Origin of the sequence: Spirosoma lacussanchae, from assembly GCF_005870035.1 — a bacterium.
Lineage (GTDB): Bacteria > Bacteroidota > Bacteroidia > Cytophagales > Spirosomataceae > Spirosoma > Spirosoma lacussanchae.
Map to the genome: position 1 here is coordinate 2391060 of NZ_SWJG01000001.1, position 26353 is coordinate 2417412.

Below are 26353 nucleotides of genomic sequence, written 5' to 3' on the forward strand. Positions count from 1 at the left end.
AGTGCAGAGCCTTCAGGTCAGCTGGCATTCGTTATGGATTTTTAAGGATTTGCTCGTCTAAAAACTGATCGAACTGCCGGTCGCTCCCGTCGAGCAGCTGCGTCCCGACGGGCAAATAGTACAGGGGCCACCGGTCCCGTTCGGCGGGGGTTAGCAGTGCGTCCAGCTTGACCCAGTCTTTTTCCGTCGTCAGCACCGATGCGCCAGCGGGTAACTCCGTAACGACATACTCCAGGTCAGCCCGCGTATAGGCATAATGGTCAGCGTACCGACGGTGGCTCAGCAGGGTATACTGAGTTCGTACGTATTCGTCCATCGGGTCGGCATTGGCTAGGCCTGACACCAGCACTACGGGTCCGGTCGGCGCCGGGCTCGTCGACCCGGAGAAAGGAACAGGCTGCTGGTAGGTCAAACCGGCGAAAAAGACCGGTACGTCCGGCCGGGCATACTGACGGATCAGACCGGCAATCCGGTGCTGCTCGGTCTTTGGCAGAGCCATCGGACATTTGGTGACGATGACCGCGTCGGCCCGACGGGCGCCCTGCCGCCGTTCCCGCAACCGCCCCGCCGGAAACGGATGATCGGCCACGAACAGGCGGGCATAATCGGTGAGGAGCAAGTTCACATCCGGCTGAACGGCCCGGTGCTGAAACGCATCGTCGAGCACGATAAGCCGGGGGTTCGGGTACATCCGCTCGATCGTCTGGATAGCATCGGCCCGGCGCTCTCCCACGCATACCCGAACCTGCCGGCCGAACTTCCGGTACACCTGCAGCGGTTCATCGCCCAGTGTAGCTGCTGTATCGTCAGGGCCAGCCACCCGAAATCCGCTCGTTTTGCGGCCATACCCCCGGCTCAATATAACCGTCTGATACGGGTCTGTACCGGCTTTGTTTAGATACCATTTAATCAAAAACTCGACCATTGGGGTTTTACCCGTTCCGCCAACGGTCAAATTCCCGACACTTACCGTACGGACAGAAGCCCTATAGACTTCCTTTAACTGGTTGTTAAATAACCAATTACGAAAGTCGGTCACTAAACCGTAAAGACCACTGAGTGGCAGCAGTAACCGATTTATGGCTGTAGGCTTCACTAATAATTTCGTAATATTGCCTTTTTGGAGCAGTCAAAAGTAGTACTTTTAGGACTGATAACACCCGCCCTGACTATCCTGATACAATGAGTTTGAGAGCCGACTACCTGAAATATACGTTGCATTTTCGCTTCGAAGCGGGTACGTCGCGTGGCAGCCTGACCGAAAAAACCTCCTACCTCATCCGGCTTCTCGATGATACAGACAGCTCGGTAGTCGGTTACGGGGAATGCGGGCCACTGAAGGGCTTAAGCTATGATGACCGGCCTGATTTTGAGGCCCATCTGCAGCAGTACTGCCAGGAGTTCAACGACCTCGACCTGCAGCTTTTCAACTGGAATGTCCCTATCGTTCTCAATCAGGTCATCAGTCCCCGCTTTCCCAGCATCCTGTTTGGCTTTGAAACGGCCATGCTCGACTTTCTGGCGGGCGGACGGCGGCTTCTGTTCGAGTCTGAGTTCACCCAGGGCCACCGCGACATACCCATCAATGGGCTGATCTGGATGGGTAACCAGGCGTTTATGAAACAGCAGATCGAAGACAAGCTGCGCGATGGTTTTACGACGCTCAAACTTAAGATTGGCGCTATCGACTTCGAGCAGGAATGTGATCTGCTGGCGATGATCCGGGATCGGTTTAGCCCTGAGCAGATCAGCCTGCGCGTAGATGCCAACGGCGCTTTCCGACCCGATGAGGCTATGCAGAAACTCGAGCGACTGGCGCAGTATAGTCTGCATTCCATTGAACAGCCCATCGGAGCCGGACAGGCGGACCAGATGGCCGAGCTGTGTCGCCACACGCCCGTTCCCATTGCCCTCGATGAAGAACTAATCGGGCAGATGGAGTACGTACATAAATTCAGACTGCTCAAAAAAATTCAGCCCCAGTACATTATCCTGAAACCGACCTTGCTGGGTGGCCTTCGTCACTGCGACGAGTGGATCGAGCTGGCAGGACGACTTAACGTTGGCTGGTGGATCACCTCGGCCCTGGAATCGAATATTGGTCTCAATGCCATTGCGCAATACACAGCCCAGTTCAAAAACGGACTACCTCACGGCCTCGGTACCGGCCAGCTGTACCACAATAACGTAGACAGCCCGCTCCAGATACAGCACGGACAGCTCCACTACGACCCCGCCCGCCCCTGGGATCTGACAGCCGCTTTTTAGTGATGAGCGAGTAGCGATGAGCGATGAATGATCAACTACCGGCAATACGAATAACACTTATCACTCATCACTCACCATTCTACGCCTTTGCGGAGCCAGCTTAGGGTTTCGGCTTCCGGACTGTTGGGTTCCGGTTTGAAATCATATACCCAGTTAGCCTGGGGCGGCATGCTCATCAGGATAGATTCGGTTCGCCCGTTGGTTTCGAGTCCGAATTTGGTGCCCCGATCCCAGACCAGGTTGAACTCAACGTACCGCCCCCGGCGCAGCTGCTGCCATTGCTTTTCGCGATCTCCGTACGGCAGGGAATGATTTTTTTGCATGAAGTGGGTGTAGATCGGCGCGAAGGCATTACCCACGGCCTGCACAAAGGCAAACAGATCCGCTTTATGGCTATCGTTTTCGGGCTTCAGGTAATCGAAAAAGATGCCGCCAATACCCCGTGTCTCCTGCCGATGTGGGAGAAAGAAATAGTCATCGGCCCAGGGCTTGAATCGGGCGTGATAGCCCGGATCATGCTGGTCGCATACCTGTCGTAGCGCGTCGTGAAACCAGCGGGCATCGTCAGGTACTACGTAATGTGGAGTCAGGTCGATCCCGCCCCCGAACCAGTTGTGCCCCGTACTCATTTCAAAATACCGAACGTTCATGTGAATGATCGGTACCATGGGGTTGCGGGGGTGCAGCACGATAGACACCCCGGTCGCATAAAACGTGGGGGGCGATGCGGGTGCGTCGGCCTCGGTAAGCCTGAGCGAACGCAGGGTCGCTTCCGTGGCTTCGCCGTGAACGGCCGAAAAACCAACACCCCCTTTCTCAATGATCGTTCCGTCGGTCAGCGTGCGTGAGCGACCTCCTCCTCCACCGGGTCGCTCCCAGTTGTCCTGCCGAAACCGGCCACTCCCGTCGGCCTCTTCCAGCGCCTGGCAGATCCGGTCCTGCAAATCCTGAAAAAAAGCGGTAATCGTTTCTTTGGTAATGGGTGCCTGTGTTGTCATAACGGCGTAAAGTTCGCAAATCCCGGCCAGCTTCTTAGCACCTCGCCCCTGACCTACTCGGCCAGTTTCAGCGCGTACCGAACCGGCCGCTGCTTGTTGAGCAACAGCAACAGCCCCTGTTCGGCCAGTTGACGCAGCTGCTTGCCCGCCCGGTATTCCGACACGTTGATCAGCCTGGCGTATTTATCGGCCGTAATGTCTTCATTCCGACGCAGGTACTGAATTAGCGTCCGAACGGTGGGGGTCTGTACGTTAGGAGCGCCGGGGCTGCCCGGGGTTATAATGAGTCGGCTGGTTGGCATCGATTTATCCTTGGCCCGGACGTAAATGGTTCGTTTGCCGGCTTCATCAACGGCGAAATGTGGCTTTTCCGCACTCTCCGCCACGTGGATCACCAGCACCCGCCGACCATCGGGAGCCAGAGTTTCGTAACTGATTTCCAGCGGAGGCTCAACAAACTGATCGGTAGCCTCCTCTATTTTGCGCATCTCTCTCAACTCCGACGGCACTCCTACAATACGGCCATCATCAGCTACCCCAATCAGCAGGGTTCCGCCCGCCGTATTGGCGAAGGCCGTCAGCGTGCGGGCTATGCGGTGCGCTGAGGATAGGCTGCGTTTAAATTCAAGTCGAACGCTTTCGCCCTGACCAATCAGTTCGTCAAGTTCAGTACGGGTCATGCCTTAGTAACAAATAAGCCGGTCAAATGGCTCAAGTTACGTCCTGGTTTGCCGGCAAACCAGTCTTATTTATTCCCTGTTCCGGTCGCGTTTGTAACGTGGTCGCTAGGCAACAGTTAGCGGTTCGTCGGTCTGGCGGTGGTGGGTTGGCTGCCGATGGTTGAACAGCCGGTAAATTATCGGAAAGACCAGCAGCGTCAGAATCGTTGCGGTAATCAATCCACCAATCACGACAATGGCGAGTGGTTTCTGAGTTTCCGAACCGATCCCCGTCGACACGGCCGCCGGCAACAGGCCAATAGCTGCCATGAGGGCGGTCATGATAACGGGCCTTACCCGCGAGGCAACCCCTTCGCGGATGGCCTGGTCGAGCGGCATTCGGTTGCGTCGGTTGTTGGTAAATACGCTCACCAGTATCACCCCATTCTGGATACAGATGCCAAACAGGGCAATGAAGCCTACCCCCGCCGAGATCCCGAAATTCATACCCGTCACATGCAGCGCCAGGATTCCACCAATCAGCGCAAAGGGCACGTTGACCAGCACCAGCCCGGCGTCTTTGGCATTGCCGAATAAAATGAACAGGATAACGAAGATGGCTACCAGACAGATTGGCACGACCTGCCCCAGCCGGTCGGTGGCCCGCACCTGATTCTCAAATTCGCCCACCCAGGCAACCGAATACCCCTTGGCGGGCCGGAGCGTCTCGTTCAGCCGGCGCTGGGCTTCGGCAATGGTGCTTCCCAGGTCACGCCCGCGTACCGAAAACTTAACCCCGATAAAGCGTTTGTTCAGATCCCGGTAGATGAAGGCCGGACCGGTTATCTGCCGGATGGTGGCGATCTCCTTTAGGGGGATCTTACCACCGCTCATCGTCGGCACCATCAGCCGCATAATGTCATCTTCGTTTTTACGGAATTCGGGCTGGTACCGCACCCGAATTTCGAACTTACGTTCGCCTTCGTACAGCTCAGACGCCGTTTTTCCGCCAATAGCCATTTCGATAACCGCCTGCGCGTCGGCGGTTGAAACCCCCAGCAGCGCCATTTTATGATCATGAAGCATAACGCTCAGCTCCGGCTGGCCCACGTTACGGATAATTCCCAGGTCTTTTATTCCTTCCACCCCTTTCACCGCTTCGACCGCCTGATTGGCATATTTTTCCAGCTCGTACACGTCCGGTCCAAAAATCTTGATCCCATTGCTGGCTTTGTACCCCGCCACGGCCTCCGCCACGTTGTCGATAATTGGCTGTGAGTAGTTGTACAGCACCCCGGCATAGTTTTTCAGCTGGCTGTCCATCTCATCGGTGAGCTGCTCGTCGGTAAGCGCGCGTCCATCGTGGCGTTTGGGCCAGTCCGCTTTCGGCTTCAGGTCGACCTGAAACTGACAGAAGTAGAACCCGTTCGGATCGGTCCCGTCGTTGGAACGGCCCACCTGCGAGAGCACTTGCTTTACCTCCGGGAAGGCGCTCAAATCGTTTCGAATGGTTTTGGCCATGTCGACGCTTTCGGGCAGCGACATACTCATGGGTAGTTCGGCCGTAACCCAGAGCGCACCCTCGTTCAGCTGGGGCAGAAACTCGGTACCCAGCAACGAAGCCGAAAAGAAGGTAGCTATCATGAAGCACAGCGCACCCACCAGGCTAAGCCGCCGATTCCGGTAACACCAGCCGAAGCCCGCCATCACGATCCGGTCGAAGAAGCTGACGAGCGGATTTTTACGCTCCCGGACGTTTTTCTTCAGCAACATTGAACACAGCACCGGCACCAGCGTCAGGGTAAACAGCAACGCGCCCAGCAGGGCAAACCCCAGGGTCCAGGCCAGGGGCGAGAACATCTTGCCCTCTACCTTCTCGAATGAAAAAATAGGCAGTAAGGCGGTGATGATGATCAGCTTGGAAAAAAATACGGCTTTACCCAGCTCCCCTCCCGTTTTCCGGATCAGCCCCAGCTTGGCCATGCGGTTGAAGCGGGCCATGCCGACCCGATGGGCCAGATGATCGAGGGAAACGAAAATGCCCTCCACCATCACCACCGCCCCATCGACGATAATCCCGAAGTCGACGGCGCCCATCGACAACAGGTTGGCCGACATACCCCGTAATTTTAAACAGAGGAAGGCAAACAGCAGCGCCAGCGGAATAATGATCGACACGATCAGGGTGGTGCGCCAGTCGGCCATGAACAGGAAAACAATGACCGTTACCAGTACAATCCCTTCGGTGAGGTTGTGCAGCACCGTTTCCGTACAGAACGCGATCAGGTTGTCGCGGTCGTAGAACGTTACCAGCTTCACGTCGGCCGGCAGGACCTGGGTGTTCAGTTCTTCGATTTTATCTTTGACCCGCGTCAGCACCTCGCTGGGGTTTTCCCCTTTGCGCATGACAATGATTCCTTCTACCACGTCGTCGTTGGTATTCAGCCCGACCTGACCCACGCGGGGCAGCTGCGATTCGGCCACGTCGGCTACGTTCCTGACCAACACCGGATTGCCGCCCACTTCTTCGATCAGAATGTTTTCGATGTCCTGAATCGACGTCAGCAGCCCGATGCCCCGCACCACGTAGGCCTGCCCGTTCCGCTCGATGACATCCCCACCCACGTTGATGTTGCTGCGGGTAACGGCCTGGTAAACGTCGAGCGGGGTGATGTCATACTTAGCCAGCTGGGTCGGGTTGACGCGCAGCTCGTACATCTTCTCCCGACCGCCAAAGGCCACAATATCGGCTACTCCCGGCACGCTGCGCAGCTGCCGGTCAACGACCCAGTTCTGCAGGGTTAGTAACTCGCGGCTGTCGCGGTGGGGGCTTTCGAGGGTGTAACGGAATATTTCCCCCGTCGGTCCGTAGGGCGGCTGTACGTCGGGCTCAACCCCATCGGGCAGCGACACATTCCGCAACAGGTTATTCACCTGCTGCCGGGCAAAAAAGTCATCGACATCATCCTCGAAGATGATTTTCATGACCGACAGCCCGAACATGGTAGTCGAACGCACGTTGGTTTTCCGCTGTACCGAGTTCATGGCCACCTCAATCGGAACCGTCACGAACCGCTCGACCTCTTCGGCCGAGCGTCCGTTCCATTCCGTTACTACGATGATCTGGGTGTTGGTTACGTCCGGAAACGCTTCGAGCGGGGTTTTTAGGTAACTGACAACCCCCGCTACAACCAGCACCGCCGTCATGAAAAAGACAAAAAAGCGGTTCTTCAGCGAGAAACCGACAATAGATCGAATGAAGCGGTTCATAGATTAGTCGTTGAGGGCATCGTATACCAGCAATTGATCCCTTGAAATGATGCGTTCGCCCGGTTTCAGGCCCGTGCGGATATAAGCTAGTTTACCCAGCGATTTGTAGACCTCAACCTCGCGGGTTTCCAGATCGGTGCGGCTCCGAAACACCATCACGTAGTGTTTCGAGCGGTCGAAGATGACCGAGCCGGCGGGGATCGCTGGCATCTGCATCCCGTCGTCGTAGCGGAGGGTAACCGTAGCGTGCATTTCGGGTTTGAGCTTCATGCCCGGGTTCGGCAACCGAATCCGGACGGTCAGGGCCTTGGTACCGGGGTCGAGCACGGTATAGATTTTATCGACCTGGCCACTGAAGCGATTATCGGGGTAACTCAGCGTCTGAACATCGGCCGCCATCCCCGTCCGGATTCTGGAAATATCCGATTCGTTGACATTGGCCAGTACCCATACGTCGCTGATCTGCCCAATGGTGAACAGATTGTCGGCATTGTCGGAGCGAAGCTGCATATCGCGGTTGACGTTCTTTTCGATGACGTATCCGTCGATCGGCGCTTTAACCAGATAGGTCGATGTCTGGCCCAGCCCGTAGATGCGGAAGACCTCCCGCAACCGGTTCACTTCGGCTTTAGCCTTATCTACCTCTTTCTGAGCGGCTATCACCTGGGGCTGCGCGGCCAGTTTGCTTTCCAGCAGGTCCTGCGCCACGAGCAGGTTTTTCTCGGCCAGCAGCAGATCCGACTGGGCCTGCAGCGACTGCCGTTCCAGGTCGGCCACCTCGCCGGAGCGGATTACGGCCAGCGTCTGCCCTTTCCGGACGTAATCGCCCAGTTCTACTTTGACATCCTCTACGTTACCGCCCACCAGGGGGTACACCTTGATAACCCGATTTTCGTCGGAGACGACCTTTCCGACCAGAGTTAACTCCGACCGAACCGGTTGTATCCGCACGGAGTCGAGCGCAATACGGCTGAGCATGGTATCGGAAAGCATAAACGCTTTTGCCTCTTCGGGCGGGGTTGCCGGCTGGCAGGCCAGTGTCGACGTCAGCAGCGCCAGGAGCCAGCCCGTTTGTGTCAGGTAGTTCATATCAGTTAAATAGATCAAGACCCAGGAGGTAATTCAGTTCTTCGTACGTGCTGACCCGATCAGCTTTCAGCCGATTCAGCTCCCGCAGGCTTTCGTTATAGGTTTCGATGAGGTCGACAAATTCGATCAGGGAGATATTGCCTTTCTGAAAGCTGAGTAAAACCCCTTTATTTAGCTCGTCAAACTGATTCGTGAATCGGCCGGTAACCGACTGCAGTTGCTGTTCTACCGCGCGTACTTTCTGGAGAGAAGCCATGACCTCATTGCCGATCTGTAGTACCCGCTGCCGCTCCAGGCCCTGCTGGTACCCGATCTGGGCGCGGGCCGCGGCAATAGCGCCCTGGTTTCGGTTGAAGACGGGGAGGTCGACCGATAGGCCGATTCCGACATAATGGGGAACGTAACTACCCGCCTGGTCGTAGGTGCCCCCCACCCGTACATCGGGTCGGGCCAGCGCCCGTTGCAGATTGAGGTTGAGTTCAGCCTGCCGGATCAGGGAGTTGGCCACCCGCAGGTCGGGCCGATGTTGCAACGCCAGTTGCCGCAGCGAATCATCGGGCACCGTCGGCAGTCGGTACGTCGAAAGGCCTTCGTCAGAAACCAGTGGCCGGATGGGTAGCTCGACCGACAGTAGCGTCTGAAGTACCCGCTGGTCATCGGCCAGTTGCAATTGTATCTCGGTCCGGTCGTTGCTGAGCTGGAACAAGAGCGCTTTCAGCCGGAGCACCTCCCGCAGCGACACGTTATGGCGGGTGTACTCCCGCTCGTAACCGTCTACGGTCGACTGCAGGGTCGCGAGCTGCTGCGTAAACCGGGCCAGCGTCTGGCGCGCAAAGTAGAGTCCGTAGAACCGACTGCGCAGTTCGTAGCGGAGGCCGCGCAGCAGATCGAGCAGTTCCAGCTCGGTAAGCCGGGTGGCCTCGGTGGCCAGGGCAATCCGTTTGTTACGCTTCCCCGCGGTGTAGAGCAGTTGCTCGATGGTAACAATCTTCTGCCCCTGCGAACCGACATCGAGCACCCTCCTCCGATCCGGATTGTAGGTACTGATTTCGAACCCGACGGTCGGGTTATCGTACAGGCGGGCCTGGATCACCTGCGCCTGACTGGCGTCGACCCGAAAGCGTTCGGCCAGTAGTAAGAGGTTATTGGCCAGAAACAAACTATCGGCCTGCCGCCGGGACAATACCAGTGAATCCTGAGCCCAGGCCCTGGTCAACAGCCCCGGCACTACCCCCAGAAAAAGAAATAAGAATAACCGCATCACCAAAAACAGATAATCTGTCCGCAAAGGTCTGGACGATTACAGGGGTGATGCCGGAAAAAGCCTTTAGAATAATATTAGATTTTGGTTACTCCGGGCAGCCAAACGCTAAAGGTGCTGCCAACGCCCGGTTGGCTATGGAGGCTGATGATACCCTGATGAAGCTCGACAATCTGGCGGCAAATCGCCAGTCCGATGCCAAAACCGGTATAAGGTATGGCGCTCTCGGCCCGGTAGAAGGGGTCAAAAATACGCGTCTGTTCGTCGGGCGAGATGCCGATGCCGGTATCGGTCACGGTGAGCAGACATCCGTTATTGTGCGCCACCAGACTTACCCGGGCCCGGTGATCGGCGGAGTATTTACAGGCGTTGTCGCACAGGTTCAGCACCACCCGCTGCAGCAGGGTCGTTTCGCCCAGCACCAGCAGATCGGCCTCGTTTTCGGGCAGGCTATCGTACTGAATAGCAACCGTGTAGTCCGGGCGAACTGCCAGCAGTTCATCCTGCGCTGCGAATACAACCTCGTCCAGCCGCACCGGGGTCAGCGTGGTTCGATCAGCCTGTTCGATGGTACGGGCCAGAAAAAGCAGGCTGTTGGTGAGGGCTACCAGTCGGTCGGTATCCGTTTGCAGGTTCTGGAACGTCAGCTGATCGGCTTCGGCCTGACGGGGGCGGTTGAGCCCCAGCTGGACTTCGAGTTTGAGGGCAGCCAGAGGGGTTCGGAGTTCGTGGCTGGCGTGGGAAACAAAGCTACGCTGCTGGTCGAAGGCCGACTCGAGCCGGTTCAGCACGGCGTTGAAGTTAACCGCCAGCTGCTCGATCTCGTCCTGCTTCTTGCCTTCATCGAGCCGCTGGCGCAGGTTGCGGGCCGTTATAGTTTGAACCTGCTGGTTAATGTGTGCCACCGGTCGCAGCGCCCGCCCCACATAAATACGTCCGAGCCATACGGTTAGGCCCAGCCCCCCTACCAATCCCCATAACAGAGCCAGCCCCAGGTTACGCAGCTTGCTTTGCCCGTACTGATCGTGGGCCGAAGCCAGCACGACAACCAGCTGATCGCCCCGGGGCACCGTAATACCGATCAGCTCGTTGGCTCCGTTGTAGGTTTCGACCTCCCCCTGTTGCCGAACCTGTTCCAGCAACTCACGATTAAACGCCACCGGATGATCATCTACGCTACTGTATACCAGCCGATTATCATGATCAAACACCAGCACCTTTTCATCGATGAGGGCCGATATGGTATTCCGGTCGATGATTTTAAGCAGGGCCTGGTCAACCTCGTTTACTTCGATCAGCAGGCGGGCGGTAGTGCGGGCTTTGCTCTTCAGCCGCTCGTAGAACTCTTCCCGCCGGTAGGTCGCCGAGGCCACATAAACGACCACCGAAAACACCACCAGGATGGTGGCGACGATGAGCGAAAATCGGATAAGCAGTCGATTGCGGATGGTCATTGGCTACGGGCTGACCAGCTGCCGGGCCAGTCTCCACGGAGGATAAGCGGATGAACCGACCGGCGATGAACCGGGCGGGCGTCAGCGAAAACCCCACTCAGTTCATCAAAGGTCGGTGTTTATTGATGAAGCGAATACAAACTAAAGCTCGCCACCTTAAAAGAGGCTGAGTTTTGGCTTAGAAAAAGCTTAGATTTTAACGGCCTCGGAAAAGAAGCTCTTATCCTTCTTTTATCATGTATCCATATCCGGAGCGGGTATGAATTAGTTTCGGCTCAAAGTTGCGGTCAATTTTCCGGCGGAGGTAGTTGATGTAGACTTCTACAACGTTGGTACCGGGGTCGAAATGCAGGTTCCAGACGCGCTCGGTCAGGTCTTTTTTGGATATGACCTGACCGGGATGACGCATCAGCTGCTCCAGCAGATTAAACTCCTTGCTGGTCAGTTCGATAGACTGTCCGTGCCGACTCACCTGCTTGGTGGTGGGATTAACAATCAGGTCTGCCACCTGCAGCACCTCCTGGCCAATGGGCTCTTCCTGCCGGTCAAGCCGGCGAAAGCAGGCCGCTACCCGGGCGTTCAGTTCTCTCAGGTCGAACGGTTTTACGATATAGTCGTCGGCCCCGCGGCTCAGTCCCAATACCTTATCCTCTACCTCGCCCAGGGCGGTCAGCATGATTATGGGGAGAGCGGGTTTGGCCTGCCGAACGTCGTGACAGATCGAGAACCCGCTGAGACCCGGCAGGTTGATATCCAGAATCAGCATGTCGATCGGGTTCTGCATGGCCGCTTCCCGACCCAGCTGACCATCGTACACCACCTCCGTTTCGTAGCCTTCCCCCGCTAACCCCTGGCTGATGGTCTGCGCAATCCGGCGGTCATCTTCAACGATTAAAATCTTCATGGCAGTAAACGGCTGAACCAGTCATGTCCGATTCAATCCGACTACAAAGATAGATCACCCTGATTACATGTGTGCCCTTTGACCGGCCTGACCCGGCGGCTTCGGTCTGGCAAAACCCCGGATTGCTACCAGAAATACGTCAGGCTGAGCCGGGCAAAAAAGGGCGTACCGGGGGTAAAATGAATTTCATCGACGGGCGCCGTTTCGTTTTGCAACCGACTTTCGGTAGCAAACTGCGTTTCTTTCCAGCGTACGTTGAACAGGTTCTGCACTGACATACCCAGCTGGTAGTGTTTCCGGGCATAGTTCAGCTGCAGGTCATTCACAAAATACCCGCGGGCTACCAGCGAATTATCCTCGTTGGCCGGTCGGTCAGCCAGGTACCGATACCGAACAGAACCGCTCAGCCCTGTGCTGGTCTGGAGCGACAGCCCCCCGGCCGACGTAAACATTGGCGCCAGCGGCAGGTAGTTTTGGCCCGCTTCGACGCCCAGCGCCCGGGGTCGTGCCGTATTCAGGTCCAGATCGGCGTAGAGAGTGCGGGTCAGCTGGTAGCGCGCCGACAGGTCGATGCCCAGCCGTCGCGACCGGCCACTGGGCTCAACCACGCCCTCGTCGCCGACGTAAACGAATTCCTGCTCCAGCCAGAGGTACCAGGCGGCAGCGTTGATCAGCAGCCGCGGCAAGGGTTTGACCAGCACCCCCAGATCGGTGCCGTAGGCCGCCGGCAGAATCTCGCGGCCATTTTGGGGAACGACGACCCGGACATCGTTCGAATGAAAACCCCGGCCCGTATTGAGGTAGAGCTGCAAGGACGGGCTGGCGGTGTAATAAAGATTCAGTTTAGGCGATAGAATTCCCTGGGTGGCGCTCCGGGCGGTAACCGGTATGGCGAGCAGGTCGGTATACTGGCTCCTGAAGAGGTCATACCGGAGACCGGCGTTGAGGCTGAATCGACTGCTTAGCTGAATAAGCTCGTCGGCGTAGAGGGCCGCGTTTATCTCGTTGACATTGCCATACTGCACCGGGTTCAGGGTGACGACCCGATCGCGGGTGCGAGACAGCTCGGAACCGCGGGTTATGTCCTGCCGGTACTGCGCCCCGAGGGTAGTTGTCCACTGGCTGCGGCCTATGGCTGTCCGGGTCGAATAGCTGCCCGTGTAGCCAAACAGGTTACGCCGTTCTTTCTGTCGGATCTGATCGCCGTTTACGGTATCGGTTTTGAAAAAGGTAAAGTTAGAATACAGTTCAAAAGCGTAGTGGCTATAGTAAAACTGGTTTCGGATGGTATGATTCCGGGGCGTAACGGTAATCAGCTGCACGTTGGCATTGGTGCGGCTGGTTTTACCTCCTTCGGTCGGGTCGATGGAACCAAACCAGCCAATCAACCCCGCGTCGACCGCCCGATCCGGGATCTGGCCCGAGTGGTTCCAGCGGCTCCAGAACGTAGATCCCGTCAGGGTAAGATTCGTTGAAGCCCCCAGGTGCCCGTGGTATTTGCCCAGCACGTTGACCCGGTTAAACTGCTGTGGGTTGTCAAAATACGAATCGCTGTACGAGTATTCGCCCGCCAGATAAGCCGACTGACTGGTTGCGGGTCGGGGCGTTGACTGGGTTCGGTTCAGGTTCAGCAGATCCAGTCCGGCCACGGCGCGGTAGGTGTTGAACTGGCCGGCTTCCAGCTTGGCAAACGATCGGTCGAGTACGGTTCGGGTTCGGAAGTCGACCCAGCCGGCCGTGGCCAGATTGCCCTTGTCGGTCTGGTAAGGTCCTTTCTTAAAATCAACCCCTTCCACGAGTTCCGGGATGACAAAATGGAGGTCGGCATACCCCTGTCCATGCGCATGGGAGACCATGTTGACCGGCATGCCGTCGACAGTCAGGCGGATGTCGGTGCCGTGATCGAGGTCGAAGCCCCGCAAAAAAATCTGCTCGGCCTTTCCCCCGCCGGCATGCTGACCGATAAAGAGGCCCGGCACCAGCCTGAGAATTTCCTGCGAGTTTACGATCGGTCGAAGCCGGATATCCAGGTTACTGATCAGCTGCTGATCGTGCGCGCGCAGGGCCGATACGGTCACTTCGCCCAAGGCTACGGGTGCCGTTGACAAGCTGATGGTGACGGCTATTGTCTGGTCATCCAGTACCGTCACCTCTTTTTGAAGAGAAGCATATCCCAGGTGAGACAATTCAATCCGGTAGGGAGCAGCGGGCAGGTGATCGAACCGAAACTGGCCCAGTTCGTTGGTTACGGTGGCGCGGCCCAGGCCCGTCAGCTGCACGGTCACGCCCGCCAGAGGTTGCCGGGTCGTCTGGTCGGTTACGGTACCCGTAATGGTACCCAGGTGGGCATAGGCCCACGAGGTTATCAGCAGGAAAGCGAAGATAAAGACAAGCTGTTTCATAAGAGGAGCGCGAAAATAAGCCCTCTTGCCCGAATTCATCCGGCATTTGCCTAAAAAATGGCTGGCTCCCGGCCCATCTAGCAGCAGCCAGCCGGCTGATCCGGTACGTGGTTGCCCAACAGCCAGTCCTGCCGAAGCTTCAGCACGACCTTATTATACTGTTCAATGGTCGATGGTTTAGTGATGAAACCGCTGGCCTTCAACTGGGCCGCCTGCTGCTTATCGCGGGCGTGATCGGATGTTGTCAGCACCACTACGGGAATGGAGCTGTAGGTCGTATGCTGACGGAGGTGGGCCAGCGTCTCCAGCCCGCTCATCTGGGGCATGTTCAGGTCCAGCAGAATCAGGTCGGGCAAAGCAGGGGCTTCGGCCAGCGCATCGAGGAGGGCCGTTCCACTGGTCAACGGTTTAAGCTGACATTCGGGACTGTACTGTGAAAAAACCTGCTGGATGATAAACAGATCGTCCTCATCATCGTCGACGATGAAAACGCATTCTTTAGTACGATGAGCCATGGTGGTAGGACTTGCCTTGCGGGCTTATAACTAGCATCAAGCCGCTCTGGTTCCTGGTTTACTCATGGATTACGGATGCATATATACGCACAATCGCCTTGGTCGGGCTAATTACTAGTGTATTAGCCATTTATAGGGCCTGGCGAGCATTTTTATTTTTTTACATATAGGTAAGTTTGCTTTACTCGGCGCAGGGATAGCCCAGTGAAACATCGGAATCAACGTACGAGCAGACTAATCCTTGTTTCCAGCTCAAACAACCTATCACTGACTCGCAGCGTGGTAACCAGTTCGTTGCTGGTCCTACCGGGCTGGTAGTTTTAGTCTATAATTCTCAACAGCACACCACCAGCCAACCTGCCTACCCCTGCAGGCAGGTTATGCACACCGAGCCGACAAAAATCAAGGCCGCCAATTGGAATAAGCAACTGATTTTTACTGATTTATTCCCAGCTAGCCGGGTCATAGAAAGGACTGTTCAGGGCTGTCAATTGAAGCAAGGCGGGGCGAGTATGCGGGTAATACATGGAGAATCTTGTTTCCGGTACATTTCTCTGTAGTACATTCGTCGGTTTAAACAGAACGTAGTGAGCTTAGTTTATCTATTAATTTCGCACGAGCTTAGCATCAACGTAAATAGAGCAGAATGGATATCGCACGCATTTTCGAAAACAACGAAACCTGGGTTCAGCAGAAGCTACATGTCGAACCAAATTACTTTAGTGAGCTCTCCAAAGGCCAAACACCCGATATTTTGTACATCGGCTGCTCCGACAGCCGGGTATCGGCAGAAGAACTGATGGGCGTATCGCCCGGTGATGTGTTTGTCCTCAGAAACATTGCTAACATGGTTCCGAATACGGATTTGAGTGTCATGTCAGTTGTTAACTATGCCGTATTACATCTTAAGGTGAAACACATTGTCGTGTGTGGCCATTACTACTGCGGGGGGGTGCAGGCCGCCATGCAATCCGAAGACCTGGGCATACTGAATCCCTGGCTCAGAAATATACGGGATGTGTACAGAATGCACCGGGAGGAGCTGAATGCCATCCAGGATGAGGAACAGCGCTACAAACGGTTGGTAGAGCTTAACGTAGAAGAGCAATGTATCAATGTGCTTAAAACGGCCGAAGTGCAGCAAGCCCGCCGGGATCGGGACATTACCATCCACGGCTGGGTGTTTGACGTTCACTCCGGCAAGTTGATTGATTTGAAGATCGACTTTATTAAAGTGCTCGAAAACATTAAAGAAATTTATCGGCTGGATTAAATTGGCAGTTCAGAAAACAGCTATATAATTCATTACCCAAACACGTTGCAGCCATGTGATTTGCTTCACATGGCTGCAACGTGTTTGGGTATATTTATAAGTACTGACTTAGCCCTGTACAAACGTCCGGCACGAATCCATACAAATACGGTTCAATCGGCCACTACCCAACTCCGCGGTAACGAAGGTAGGTATACGTCGGGAACGAAAGACGTGGCATAACCCAGCAACGGTCTGTTACGGGTCGCCCTACAGACTCAATAGTTCCCAATGACATCCAGATCGTTTGTTTGTACCTTGCTTACGAAAAGGCCAGTGCCGACTCTCTCACTGAAAAACGACTTTGTTTGTTTATGATCCCTACCCCGGGCATTTCGACGAATGCGGTATCAAAAGCCCGCTTTGCTACTCAGCTGATCTTTTTCGTATGCGGCCTGGGTATGGCCAGCTGGGCCCCGATGGTGCCTTTCGCCAAAGACCGGCTCCGGTTAAATGATGCCAACTTAGGGTTGTTGTTATTGATGCTGGGGGCCGGGGCTATGCTCATGATGCCAACTTCAGGCTGGCTGGTGAGCCGTTTCGGGAGCCGGATTGTCATGGCCAGTGCCGCCCTGGTCATGGCCTTTACCCTGCCCCTGCTGTTGCTCCTCTCCTCGACCCTACCCATGGCCATAACTCTGTTCATATTCGGCTCAGCCATCGGCGCGATCGACGTAGCCATGAACGCCCAGGGCGTGCACGTGCAAAACCTATATGGAAAACCGATTATGTCGTCTCTGCATGGCCTTTTTAGCGTGGGGGGGCTATTCGGTTCACTGGGCTTAGGCTTTCTGATCAGGCTGGGACTCAACCCCGTTTATGCCATCGGGAGTATCGCCGTGCTGATCGTTGTCATTACCGGCACCCAGTACACGAGATTATTCCCTGCCGATGTTGAGCGACAGGCGATGGCTCAGTTTACAACCGGGCATGGTGAGCCGGCAGAAAACAGGCGGCCTCTTGCCTGGCTACAGGGCAGTGTGTTATTTCTGGGGTTTATGTGTTTCGCTGTTTTTTTGGCCGAAGGGGCCATCCTCGACTGGAGCGCTATCTTTTTACGGGACAATCAGGGTGTTAACGCTGAACTTGCCGGATCAGGGTATGCGGCTTTCTCGGTGGCCATGGCCACCATGCGGTTGGTTGGCGACAGGCTCGTAACCCGGTTAAGTGGCAAAACGGTGGTAGTAGGCGGCAGTATACTGGGCGCAGTTGGCTTGACGGTCGCAGTTTTCAGTCCCTGGATATGGGGTACACTGATGGGTTTTGTCCTGCTTGGCCTGGGAGTCGCCAACGTGGTTCCGATATTTTTCAGCGCAGCGGGTCGATTGCCGGGTATTGCGCCCACGGTAAGTATACCAGTCATTACAACCATTGGCTATACCGGCTTATTGGCTGGCCCCGCTTTACTGGGCTTTATCGCCTATCATTTTTCGCTCCCGGCAGCGTTGTGCTTCGTCGCCCTGCTCCTGTTAGCCGTAGCGCTGGCCTATCAGATGAACGGGAAAACTAACTGAGTATTCCTTGCTCATGCATGTCAGTACCAGGTAGTTAACTACCTGGTCGGCTCCCTGAAGGCCGCGCTAGGGGTCAGCCACAACAGCATTCCGTCTGAAGCAGTCTTGTGGCGGATTCGACCCCCGATCTGGGAGAAGTACAACAACAGAACACCCCTCGGCAACGAATCCAGAATAGGACGATGCCGAGGGGTGTATTGCCCTAAAATAGCTTGACAGATTTAGGAGCTGTTTTGAGTGACCAAGATAACGTCTTTGAGTGGTACTTTTTGCTTATAATCAGCTTTGCTCGTACCCCACCGCTTCGTCAATTGACCTTCCAACAGTTAAATAGACGTGGTTTATCATTACTAAATCAGAATAATGGAACGCTATAGCATGTCCATCATCCTAATCTAATAATGATAAACCACATCTTATAAATTACTACGCAAAGTAGCAGATGAGAATTTGTCTATTTCCTTATCAGAGAACGTAAAATCTTCCATCTCCAATAATTTAGAGGCAGATAAGTAACCTTTGCTTAAAGTTCTCGGAGCGTATTTGTAGAAAATAGACGCATTTTTTATCAATTTACCTCATTAAACAACTGCATATTGGTATCTGAACTATTTATTGATTGTTTCAGCAATGAGTAATAAAAGGATAAGTGCCAATACTAATGCTTAGAACTGTGCACTTGTTCCCCCATTATTTTACAAACCTCAATCGAAGAATTTTAACTTTTTGATCGTAGTCACCAAGCTTAATGGCCCATCTCTTCTCCACAAACTCAAGTAGCTTTACTCCTCTCTTTAATATTTCCTGTGCGGTCCAGTCTGGACATTGAGAAACTTCTATCTCTGAATATGAGCCGTATCTGTAACCCGCCAAACCATCCTTCCTGTCTACTTTTGTCTTGAAGCAAATATTTTGCAAACTAGAGTTTTTAGCTGTAGATAAGGGTAACAAGTTTCCTAAGCTATCAGCAAGAATTTGACGCTCTGATGCACTATAATGATTATTAATTACAGACCAGCAATCTGCACTAGCATTTTGAGGATATATATGCTCTACGGTAATGTAGTCAGATGATTCTTTATTGAGCTCGTTCCAATCTATCTTGTTTCTTGCCGTTTTTGTCTGTCCTTTAAGACTAAGCTCATATTCGTATAATAAATATCTTATTGCTTCCCATTTATAGAATCCTCTTCTGAAACTATCAATTAACCTATCTTCTACTAGTCCATATTTATTAATAACTTTGTTGCGCTCAATCAAGGTGTTTATATATGAACCAATTTTGTCCTTTTTTTTTGAGTGTTGCAATACCATATCATAAAATTCACTTTGATTATTGAATCTGTGGAAGAATATGCTAACGAATAAAAGTCTTTCTAATAGACTTAGAAATATTACAGAACGCTCCTTTGGTGTTTCGCTACTATATACGTCAAGCAAAAGAGGTAATACTGAATTTATTCCTAATCTATGTATTCTAGTTAAATACAGTTTTTCTTCATCGTTAAACTTATTACTGGATGCAGGATTAAATATATCATACCACACAAGTATAGAAGCTTGAAGATCACTTGCATACTCATAAATATTTTTTACTGAAAGTTTTTTACTTGCAGTCTTTGTATCTATATTCTTCGGCGTAAATTTATTTTCTAATAAAAAGTCAGGATAATCTTTTCTGAATCTTTCTATATATATACGATTTAATGCTCCTCTATTTTCTGCTTTAAAAAATTCTGGCCCAAAATATCGAAGTGTATGGTTTAATAAAAATAGATCATCATCCAAAGGTTTCTCCTTGTTTTTCCCCAATACATGGTATAAGGCTTTCCAGCAATCATTAACAGTTCTTCTAAGCTTCTGTTGTTCATACTCTTTAACATCAAATTTGGTCGATAGATATATTAGTCTGTTTTTTAATAGCTCTAAATGAGACAGAGGTTTACCTCTATTATTCATCGTTTCAAAAGCTACAAAGACATCTATATCACTAGATATTGTATAGATATTGAAAAGAAATCTCTGTGTAATTTTTGTAAATATATTCTCAATATCAGCTTTATTAAGTTCCTGCAACCTTTCAATAAAGAAATTTTTAGCTCTATATAAATTTAAAGTATAAATTGTTTCTTCTTCTATGTAGCTATCGCTATTTTTTTCTCTGAAAATATTTTTCTTTAAAAAATTGCAACTTGGATTATCTTTTTCATAACCGAATATATATGATCTTGATATGCCATCATCTTTAGAATCGAATATAAATCGCTTTCTAATTTCTTGTATCGTGTTAAAATTTAGCTTAGAAGTCTCGCTAACAGATTCAGTTATGGCCTGCAATAATATCACAGTAGTAGTTAGTCGCTGCTGACCGTCAACAACAAAATATGGCTTAAAGCTCTTAGATTTAATTATCCATAAATCATCCTCCCAAGTTTCGTAAATATGGCTACTAACTTCTTCTAAAGTCAGAACGCCTACGTAGTGATTCTTTTCATTTTCTAATTGTAAAACATCTCCCCAATACTCTTTTAGTTGCTTTTCACCCCAAGCATATCCACGTTGATAATCAGGTATTCTGTAAAGTTTTTCTGTAAATAGTTTGGAGACGGATTGTAATTGTGTATCCATAATAAGCTAAAATGTTTTTTACTGGGAATACTTCAATCGATTGACTTTTATCAACTAAGTTATGAAGTTGTAATACCTTGCATGCAACCCATTAAAAACCCCGAAACTGATCCAATTTCGGGGTTTTTGGGAATTTTGTGGAGACGGAGAGATTCGAACTCTCGTCCAGTCAAGGAACCCGTCGTGCCTTCTACATGCTTAGCCGCGATTGGGATTGTCGGGAATCGGGCAGGATCGCGTCAGGCCAACCTTCATCCGTAGGTGCTTGTGTCTTACTCAGCCGTTAACACCATAAACTGAGCCAGCGCTGCGAGTCGATGCCTCCTGATCCAGCCAGCAGCACGTAGACCGGGGAGACAATGGCTATTGCTTAATCCTCCGGATTAGGCAGCCATGGCGTAGTTATATTCGCCAGTTATTGTTTTGACGATTTGTTTGGGCGGGAAATACCGTCAACTCCCGGCATGCTTACACGCGACCTCAGCAAGCTGTCAATTCCGGTCGTCCCCAGTGTGAACACCCGGTAGGGCGCGTACTCAAACAACGCCTGCCGTACCCGGTTGGTTCACTGATTTACTCACAATTTTGTCGTCATATTGTGCCAGAACAGCAAACTTATTCGTTCTGAATTAGTTATGCCGCTACCCCGGTCCCTACCGGCCTACGCTCTTCATCACCAATGACACTGACGCCGTTCGAAACCGACCTCTACCAGCTGCTGACTCCTTTTTTTGACGGACACGGCTATTCGCTTATTCCCGAAAAGAAGCAGTACCGCCACCAGACTCCGCAGGGGTTTCTGAATGTCATCCTGTCGCCCTCGTTCTACGACAGCGAGACGCTGCTCGAAGTTAATTTCGGCTGCCGCAACCAGCAGGTCGAGCAGATCGCCCAGCAGTTTCTTAACAATCTGGTCGATTTCCGGTCCGATGCCAATACCCTCATCATCTCCATAGGCAAGTTCACCGAGCGGCTCTATTTCCGGTATAAAATCGGCTCCCCGGCCGACCTGGCCGCTGTGTGTGACGAAATCCGCGATTTTTTTGATACTCACGGCTTCGCGTTTCTGCAGGATGTCTGTAGCCTGCCCACCCTCGACCGGCTGTTCAACGAACAGGCAAATCAGCCTTGTCCCTACGTCTACAACCAGGCGCACCGCTGCTATAAAGGGCTGATCGTAGCCCGACTCAACCACAACCCCCATTTCGATGGGCTCATCGATGCGTATCGGCATATGCTGACCCGCCAGACCCAGAACCCCTACGAACAGATGAACTTCGAGCGGCTGATTGCTTACCTCAATCACTACTCGGCCAACTGAACTACCGTCGGTCGCGGACCCGGCAGGCGCTACGGCCGTATAAACCGGGCTATACCGGTTGCCAGACCGGGGGTTAGCGGATAGTTCGGGTCCGTATAGGTTCGCAGGTGCTCGAGCCCGCTGGCGGGGGCGTCTTTCAGGACGTGGTTCATCTGGTCGAACAGCAGCAGCCGTGCGTCGGGGCGGGCGGCCTTCAGCGCTTCGGCTTCGCTGATGGCCACCTGCAAATCGTGCCGGCCGTTGATGATCAGGATAGCGCCGGGCACGTCTTTAAGGACCAGGGCGGGGTCGTACTGCATCCAGGATATCATGGCGGGCTGTAGTTTCGGGTGCAGCACCATCAGCGCGCTTGTTTCGGGTGCCGTAACCCGCTGGCCGGCCCGCAGGGAGTCGAGGTCGCGGTAGGCCAGTTCGCGGGCGGATTCAGGCAGTTGCTGCAACTGGGTTTTGAGCACCTCGGCAATGTTACGTCCTGCCCCGGCCAGGGAGATGAACCCGGCCGGTTTGGTTGCCCGGGCCGCCAGCATACCCACCAGCGAACCTTCCGAGTGCCCGGCTACGTAGACCCGGCTAAACCGTTTATCGGCCATCAGCTGCCGGATAAACCCCACCGCATCCTGCACATAGTAGTCGAAGCGGTGGTCTTCCGGCTTTATCAGCGCACTGGTAGCCAGGGTATTGGTCCCCGACCCGCGTTTGTCGTACCGAGCCACGGCAATTCCCTGCTTAACCAGGCTGTCGGCCAGCAGACGGTACGAAGCGGCTTTGAGCGTACCCAGGCTCGCAATCTGCCCCGGGCTGTTTCCGTCGCGGTCGGTGGGCCCCGAGCCAGCAATCAGTAGTACGACCGGAACCGGTTTACGAGAATCAGCGGGTAGGCTCAGGGTTCCCTCCAGGGTCAGGCTCAGGCCAGCCGGTACGGTTGTGGTATATCGGATGGGTTCGGTCGTTTGGGCCAATGCTGACCCGGCTGTAAGACCGATCAGGAGTACCAATTGAAGATGTATACGCATGAAGTGAAGGGTACTGTGACTACTATTAATCAGAATAGCGGACGAAGCGATTGCCCTCGAATATCCTCATTTTTTCTCGATAACGCTGACATTTCCGCTGCCTTCGAGGTAGCACAGCTTCACGGTGGTATAGTCCTCCACCCCTTTTTCGCGCAGAATCCCTTTCAGTTCATCTTCGGTCAGCAGTTCCCGCTTCATAGTTTGGCGCTGCAGGACGCCGTCTTTGATCAGTAGAGCTGGCTCCGGGGAGGCCACCCGGTCAAAAAACACGGATCGATAGCCGAGCCAGTTGATCAGATAATCCCAGAAAACGAGTGTGCCAACCAGCACAACCCCTTCTGTGACGGATTCGTATGTTCCAGCCATGGCATTCTGGGCCGCGTCGGAGACCAGCGTTACCAGGAGCAGATCACTGATATTGAGCTGCCCCGTCCCCCGCCGGAACGCACGGAAATAAGCCAGCACCACCAGGTAGGTCAGGGTACCCCGCACGAAAATTTCGGCTACAGAACTGCTGGGGATAAATACACTATCCCAGTCGATTTCCAATAATTTGTCCATTATATGGGCTGTTCAGTCTGTTTCTAACAACTCATTTAAGACCTTTGAGTTCGTAAAAGCTTTTGTGATTACACGTATGCATGCCGAACGGATCAGACATTTAATCGACACCAAAACCAAACCCCTCGGGGCATTAGGCCAGCTGGAAGACCTGGCGGTTCAGATTGCCCTCATTCAGCAAACCGAAACCCCGGCCCTGCTTCATCCGCACGTGCTGGTCTTTGCCGCCGATCATGGCCTGGCAGCCGAAGGAGTCAGCGCCTATCCGTCCCACATCACCCACGGTATGGTCCACAACTTTATGGCGGGTGGAGCAGCCATCAACGTCTTTTGCCGACAGAATGGACTGAACCTGCTCGTGTGCGATGTCGGGGTGAACGGGAGCTTCGATACCCAGGCCGGTACGCCGGGTGCTTCGACCCTGGTGAAATACAAAATACGGGCTGGTTCCCGGAACATGAGCCTCGAACCAGCCATGACCCCGGATGAGTGCGAAGCGGCCCTGGATGCGGGAAAAACGATGGTTAACGGTGTTAGATACCGAAATTGTAATGTCGTAGGCTTCGGTGAGATGGGCATTGGCAATACGTCCTCGGCCGCCCTGCTTATGCATCGGTTTACGGGTCTCCCCCTGGTCGATTGCGTGGGTCGCGGTACGGGTCTCGACGATGCCGGGCTGGCCCACAAGCAGGCTGTGCTGCGGTCGGTAGCCGAACGCTACGCCGACCTGACCGATCCCCTGGCGATTCTGGCGGCTATGGGCGGTCTTGAAATCGCAGCCATGGTGGGCGGACTCTTGCAGGCGGCTGAGGAGCAGATGGTCATTCTCATCGATGGGTTCATCGCGACGGCGGCCCTGCTGGTAGCCCGGACCATCAACCCCGACCTGGACCGGTTCTGCATTTTCTGCCACGAGTCTGACGAGACCGGCCACCGCCTGATGCTCGACTATCTCAATGTACAGCCGCTACTGCGCCTGCGGATGCGGCTGGGTGAGGGAACGGGCTGTGCACTGGCGTATCCGCTCCTGCAGGCCGCGGTAGGTATGCTGAACGAAATGGCTAGTATGGATAGTTTACAGGCGTAGGTACTCGTTCTGCTTTCTTATATGCGTTTATTCTTTACGGCCCTGATGTTCTATACCCGCCTGCCGGTGCCGAAATCGATCGATCATTCGGCCGAAGCCTTGAACCGGGCGACGGTCTTTTTCCCGGTGATCGGCTGGATTGTCGGCGCCATTGGTGTGGGTGTCTACTGGCTCGCTACGGTCTTGTTCCCGCCCCAGTTTCTGCCTATCCTGTTCAGCATGGTGGCGACGGTATGGGTCACGGGTGCCTTCCACGAAGACGGGTTTGCCGATGTATGCGACGGTTTCGGCGGAGGCTGGACCAAGTCCCAGATCCTGACCATCATGAAGGATAGTCGACTCGGTACCTACGGCACAATTGGGCTGGGTCTGCTGCTGGCCGTCAAATTCTTCGCCTTGCAGGCTATGCTGACCGTCGAAGCGTTCGGCTGGATACTGGCCCTCAAATACGTATCGGCCCACAGCCTGAGTCGACTGACGGCGGCTACGGTGATTCGGTCATTACCCTATGCCCGCGAGGACCTCGATGCCAAAGCCAAACCCATTGCGCAGGGAATAACCCGCCCGCAACTGGCCCTAGCCATCCTATTGGGCCTCGCACCCCTGCTGGCCCTGATCGTGCTGACCGGTCTCTGGATCTACAGCCTGTTTCTCATCCCGCTGCTGGTACTACGCTGGCGGCTGATTCATTTTTTCAACAAATGGCTGGGCGGCTACACCGGCGACTGCCTGGGCGCCACCCAGCAACTCGCCGAGGTCATCATCTACCTCTCTTTCGTCTCCCTGCTCTGGGTGTCGATATGAATGATTCATCACTCATCACTCATCACTCATCACTCATTATGGATGTTTATTTAATTCGTCATACGGAAGTTTCGGTGGGTCGTCGGGTAGCGTATGGGCAAACGGATGTAGATCTGGCCGACGTGTACGAGGAGCAGCGGGACAAGCTCCTGCTCCACCTGCCCGTCGACCCGATGGCCATTTTCTCGTCTCCGCTGAGTCGGTGCAAACGCCTGGCCACAGATCTGGCTACGGCCCTGTCCGTCGGTAGCCGCATCGAAACGGCACCGGGGCAGACCAACGTGATTGACGCCCATCAGCCTGTTGTTCAGTACGATGACCGACTGAAAGAGTTTCATTTTGGCGACTGGGAGATGAAACCCTGGGCCGATATCGACCGCGCGGAGCTGGACCCCTGGATGGCTGACTTTGTCAACGTCCGCACCCCCAACGGCGAAAACTTCAGCGACCTGTTCGGGCGGGTCAGTTCGTTCTGGCAGGAGCAGATCCTGCCCCTGGCCGATCAACCGACCAGCCAGTCGGTCTGCATTGTTTCGCACGGGGGCGTCATACGGGCTTTGCTGTGTCTATTTCTGGATTTATCTTTGCAAAATGCGTATCGGATAAACCTCGATTATGGGGCCGTTACGAAACTAACTTTAACCGGATCGTCTTATACGATTCAATACATCAATCGCTGACTCTTCTTCATGAAGCCGCTTCACATTCGTTTAACGACCCTGACCACGATCGTTCTGGCTACGGCCCTGTTCCGGATCCTGCCCCACTGGCCTAACGTCACTCCGGTAGCGGCTGTTGCTTTATTCGGTGCAGCCGCGTTCGAACGCCGGTGGCTCGGCCTGGTGGCCCCGCTGGCGGCTATGCTGCTGAGCGATGCGCTGATCGGGTTTCACAGTGGCATGGCGGCCGTATATGTCAGCTTTGCCCTGACCTGGCTGATTGGCCTCTACGCCCTGCGCCAGCCCACGGCGGGTCGGATAGCAGCCGCTTCGGTTACGTCGTCGGTGCTGTTTTTTCTGATTACGAATTTTGCCGTATGGTTCGGTAGCTCGTTCTACCCGCAAACGGCGGCTGGTCTGATGAGCTGCTATGCCGCCGGGCTTGCTTTTTACAACGGCACCTCGTTCTTCCTGAACGGACTGGTCGGCGACCTGTTTTTCAGTGGCCTGCTGTTCGGCTGCTACTACCTGCTTCAACAGCGGTTTCCGGTGTTGCGCCCCGCTCATCGGTAATCGTCTTAGGCTCCCAAACGAAGCGGCCCCGTTGAGTAACGGGGCCGCTTCGTTTAGAAAT

General features: G+C 53.9%; 21 protein-coding genes and 1 other RNA gene. 8 read left to right on the forward strand and 14 right to left on the reverse strand.

The window, feature by feature from the left end; translation table 11 throughout:
• Nucleotides 1-31 precede the first annotated feature (31 nt).
• Complete coding sequence (lpxK, locus tag FBR45_RS09890; RefSeq protein ID WP_246082174.1) at nt 32-1096, reverse strand: tetraacyldisaccharide 4'-kinase; 1065 nt, start codon at nt 1094-1096, stop codon at nt 32-34.
• An 86-nt stretch (nt 1097-1182) separates the two neighbouring features.
• On the opposite strand from lpxK, the gene FBR45_RS09895 reads away from it, so the two are divergent.
• Nucleotides 1183-2268 (forward strand): o-succinylbenzoate synthase, encoded by a 1086-nt coding sequence (locus tag FBR45_RS09895; RefSeq protein WP_138501598.1) that lies wholly within the window; start codon nt 1183-1185, stop codon nt 2266-2268.
• Between the two features lie 71 nt (nt 2269-2339).
• Here FBR45_RS09895 and hemF read toward each other — a convergent pair whose 3' ends face one another.
• The 9 genes from hemF to FBR45_RS09940 all read right to left on the reverse strand — a co-directional run bounded on the left by hemF (nt 2340) and on the right by FBR45_RS09940 (nt 14820).
• Nucleotides 2340-3266: an oxygen-dependent coproporphyrinogen oxidase gene (gene hemF, locus FBR45_RS09900; protein WP_138501599.1), complete on the reverse strand. Its 927-nt coding sequence runs from the start codon at nt 3264-3266 to the stop codon at nt 2340-2342.
• A gap of 53 nt (nt 3267-3319) precedes the next feature.
• A complete protein-coding gene (locus FBR45_RS09905) occupies nt 3320-3946 on the reverse strand; it encodes an AlbA family DNA-binding domain-containing protein (RefSeq protein ID WP_138501601.1) in 627 nt (208 codons plus the stop codon).
• A gap of 105 nt (nt 3947-4051) precedes the next feature.
• Nucleotides 4052-7195 (reverse strand): efflux RND transporter permease subunit, encoded by a 3144-nt coding sequence (locus tag FBR45_RS09910; protein WP_138501603.1) that lies wholly within the window; start codon nt 7193-7195, stop codon nt 4052-4054.
• Nucleotides 7196-7198: 3 nt separating this feature from the next.
• A complete protein-coding gene (locus FBR45_RS09915) occupies nt 7199-8284 on the reverse strand; it encodes an efflux RND transporter periplasmic adaptor subunit (RefSeq protein WP_138501605.1) in 1086 nt (361 codons plus the stop codon).
• A gap of 1 nt (nt 8285) precedes the next feature.
• A complete protein-coding gene (locus FBR45_RS09920; protein ID WP_138501607.1) occupies nt 8286-9545 on the reverse strand; it encodes a TolC family protein in 1260 nt (419 codons plus the stop codon).
• A gap of 77 nt (nt 9546-9622) precedes the next feature.
• The gene (locus FBR45_RS09925) at nt 9623-10999 is read right to left on the reverse strand and encodes a sensor histidine kinase (protein ID WP_138501609.1); all 1377 of its coding nucleotides are present in this window, start codon (nt 10997-10999) and stop codon (nt 9623-9625) included.
• A gap of 220 nt (nt 11000-11219) precedes the next feature.
• Nucleotides 11220-11903 (reverse strand): response regulator transcription factor, encoded by a 684-nt coding sequence (locus FBR45_RS09930; RefSeq protein ID WP_138501611.1) that lies wholly within the window; start codon nt 11901-11903, stop codon nt 11220-11222.
• Between the two features lie 125 nt (nt 11904-12028).
• Nucleotides 12029-14305: a TonB-dependent receptor gene (locus tag FBR45_RS09935; RefSeq protein ID WP_138501613.1), complete on the reverse strand. Its 2277-nt coding sequence runs from the start codon at nt 14303-14305 to the stop codon at nt 12029-12031.
• A gap of 77 nt (nt 14306-14382) precedes the next feature.
• Nucleotides 14383-14820: a response regulator gene (locus FBR45_RS09940; RefSeq protein WP_138501615.1), complete on the reverse strand. Its 438-nt coding sequence runs from the start codon at nt 14818-14820 to the stop codon at nt 14383-14385.
• A 646-nt stretch (nt 14821-15466) separates the two neighbouring features.
• On the opposite strand from FBR45_RS09940, the gene FBR45_RS09945 reads away from it, so the two are divergent.
• Both FBR45_RS09945 and FBR45_RS09950 read left to right on the forward strand, forming a co-directional pair.
• Nucleotides 15467-16093 carry a carbonic anhydrase gene (locus FBR45_RS09945; RefSeq protein ID WP_138501617.1) on the forward strand — a complete coding sequence of 209 codons (627 nt, stop codon included), beginning with the start codon at nt 15467-15469 and terminating at the stop codon, nt 16091-16093.
• Between the two features lie 353 nt (nt 16094-16446).
• The gene (locus FBR45_RS09950; RefSeq protein ID WP_138501619.1) at nt 16447-17646 is read left to right on the forward strand and encodes an MFS transporter; all 1200 of its coding nucleotides are present in this window, start codon (nt 16447-16449) and stop codon (nt 17644-17646) included.
• Between the two features lie 690 nt (nt 17647-18336).
• Here FBR45_RS09950 and FBR45_RS09955 read toward each other — a convergent pair.
• Both FBR45_RS09955 and ssrA read right to left on the reverse strand, forming a co-directional pair.
• Nucleotides 18337-20274 carry a DUF262 domain-containing protein gene (locus tag FBR45_RS09955; protein WP_138501621.1) on the reverse strand — a complete coding sequence of 646 codons (1938 nt, stop codon included), beginning with the start codon at nt 20272-20274 and terminating at the stop codon, nt 18337-18339.
• A 135-nt stretch (nt 20275-20409) separates the two neighbouring features.
• Nucleotides 20410-20783, reverse strand: a transfer-messenger RNA (tmRNA) gene (gene ssrA, locus FBR45_RS09960).
• Nucleotides 20784-20953: 170 nt separating this feature from the next.
• On the opposite strand from ssrA, the gene FBR45_RS09965 reads away from it, so the two are divergent.
• Nucleotides 20954-21595, forward strand: a complete 642-nt coding sequence (locus tag FBR45_RS09965; protein ID WP_138501623.1) for a hypothetical protein — start codon at nt 20954-20956, stop codon at nt 21593-21595.
• A 29-nt stretch (nt 21596-21624) separates the two neighbouring features.
• Here FBR45_RS09965 and FBR45_RS09970 read toward each other — a convergent pair whose 3' ends face one another.
• The gene (locus tag FBR45_RS09970) at nt 21625-22608 is read right to left on the reverse strand and encodes an alpha/beta hydrolase family protein (protein ID WP_138501625.1); all 984 of its coding nucleotides are present in this window, start codon (nt 22606-22608) and stop codon (nt 21625-21627) included.
• Nucleotides 22609-22674: 66 nt separating this feature from the next.
• Complete coding sequence (locus FBR45_RS09975; protein ID WP_138501627.1) at nt 22675-23169, reverse strand: DUF421 domain-containing protein; 495 nt, start codon at nt 23167-23169, stop codon at nt 22675-22677.
• A gap of 64 nt (nt 23170-23233) precedes the next feature.
• On the opposite strand from FBR45_RS09975, the gene cobT reads away from it, so the two are divergent.
• From cobT to FBR45_RS09995, 4 genes are read left to right on the forward strand one after another with little or no spacing between them, the layout of a single operon-like run.
• A complete protein-coding gene (cobT, locus tag FBR45_RS09980; RefSeq protein WP_317128611.1) occupies nt 23234-24256 on the forward strand; it encodes a nicotinate-nucleotide--dimethylbenzimidazole phosphoribosyltransferase in 1023 nt (340 codons plus the stop codon).
• A gap of 21 nt (nt 24257-24277) precedes the next feature.
• A complete protein-coding gene (locus FBR45_RS09985; RefSeq protein ID WP_138501631.1) occupies nt 24278-25060 on the forward strand; it encodes an adenosylcobinamide-GDP ribazoletransferase in 783 nt (260 codons plus the stop codon).
• 38 nt (nt 25061-25098) lie between these two features.
• Entirely contained in the window at nt 25099-25740 is a 642-nt protein-coding gene (gene cobC, locus FBR45_RS09990) for an alpha-ribazole phosphatase family protein (RefSeq protein WP_138501633.1), read from the forward strand.
• Nucleotides 25741-25749: 9 nt separating this feature from the next.
• Nucleotides 25750-26292 carry a DUF6580 family putative transport protein gene (locus tag FBR45_RS09995; RefSeq protein ID WP_138501635.1) on the forward strand — a complete coding sequence of 181 codons (543 nt, stop codon included), beginning with the start codon at nt 25750-25752 and terminating at the stop codon, nt 26290-26292.
• Nucleotides 26293-26353: the final 61 nt, after the last annotated feature.

What these genes read in the sequence shown, in the direction of transcription:
- FBR45_RS09895 (WP_138501598.1), top strand. Translation starts at nt 1,183, where the DNA reads ATGAGTTTGAGAGCCGACTACCTGAAATATACGTTGCATTTTCGCTTC.
- hemF (WP_138501599.1), bottom strand. Translation starts at nt 3,266, where the DNA reads ATGACAACACAGGCACCCATTACCAAAGAAACGATTACCGCTTTTTTT.
- FBR45_RS09905 (WP_138501601.1), bottom strand. Translation starts at nt 3,946, where the DNA reads ATGACCCGTACTGAACTTGACGAACTGATTGGTCAGGGCGAAAGCGTT.
- FBR45_RS09910 (WP_138501603.1), bottom strand. Translation starts at nt 7,195, where the DNA reads ATGAACCGCTTCATTCGATCTATTGTCGGTTTCTCGCTGAAGAACCGC.
- FBR45_RS09915 (WP_138501605.1), bottom strand. Translation starts at nt 8,284, where the DNA reads ATGAACTACCTGACACAAACGGGCTGGCTCCTGGCGCTGCTGACGTCG.
- FBR45_RS09920 (WP_138501607.1), bottom strand. Translation starts at nt 9,545, where the DNA reads ATGCGGTTATTCTTATTTCTTTTTCTGGGGGTAGTGCCGGGGCTGTTG.
- FBR45_RS09925 (WP_138501609.1), bottom strand. Translation starts at nt 10,999, where the DNA reads ATGACCATCCGCAATCGACTGCTTATCCGATTTTCGCTCATCGTCGCC.
- FBR45_RS09930 (WP_138501611.1), bottom strand. Translation starts at nt 11,903, where the DNA reads ATGAAGATTTTAATCGTTGAAGATGACCGCCGGATTGCGCAGACCATC.
- FBR45_RS09935 (WP_138501613.1), bottom strand. Translation starts at nt 14,305, where the DNA reads ATGAAACAGCTTGTCTTTATCTTCGCTTTCCTGCTGATAACCTCGTGG.
- FBR45_RS09940 (WP_138501615.1), bottom strand. Translation starts at nt 14,820, where the DNA reads ATGGCTCATCGTACTAAAGAATGCGTTTTCATCGTCGACGATGATGAG.
- FBR45_RS09945 (WP_138501617.1), top strand. Translation starts at nt 15,467, where the DNA reads ATGGATATCGCACGCATTTTCGAAAACAACGAAACCTGGGTTCAGCAG.
- FBR45_RS09950 (WP_138501619.1), top strand. Translation starts at nt 16,447, where the DNA reads ATGATCCCTACCCCGGGCATTTCGACGAATGCGGTATCAAAAGCCCGC.
- FBR45_RS09955 (WP_138501621.1), bottom strand. Translation starts at nt 20,274, where the DNA reads ATGGATACACAATTACAATCCGTCTCCAAACTATTTACAGAAAAACTT.
- FBR45_RS09965 (WP_138501623.1), top strand. Translation starts at nt 20,954, where the DNA reads ATGACACTGACGCCGTTCGAAACCGACCTCTACCAGCTGCTGACTCCT.
- FBR45_RS09970 (WP_138501625.1), bottom strand. Translation starts at nt 22,608, where the DNA reads ATGCGTATACATCTTCAATTGGTACTCCTGATCGGTCTTACAGCCGGG.
- FBR45_RS09975 (WP_138501627.1), bottom strand. Translation starts at nt 23,169, where the DNA reads ATGGACAAATTATTGGAAATCGACTGGGATAGTGTATTTATCCCCAGC.
- FBR45_RS09985 (WP_138501631.1), top strand. Translation starts at nt 24,278, where the DNA reads ATGCGTTTATTCTTTACGGCCCTGATGTTCTATACCCGCCTGCCGGTG.
- cobC (WP_138501633.1), top strand. Translation starts at nt 25,099, where the DNA reads ATGGATGTTTATTTAATTCGTCATACGGAAGTTTCGGTGGGTCGTCGG.
- FBR45_RS09995 (WP_138501635.1), top strand. Translation starts at nt 25,750, where the DNA reads ATGAAGCCGCTTCACATTCGTTTAACGACCCTGACCACGATCGTTCTG.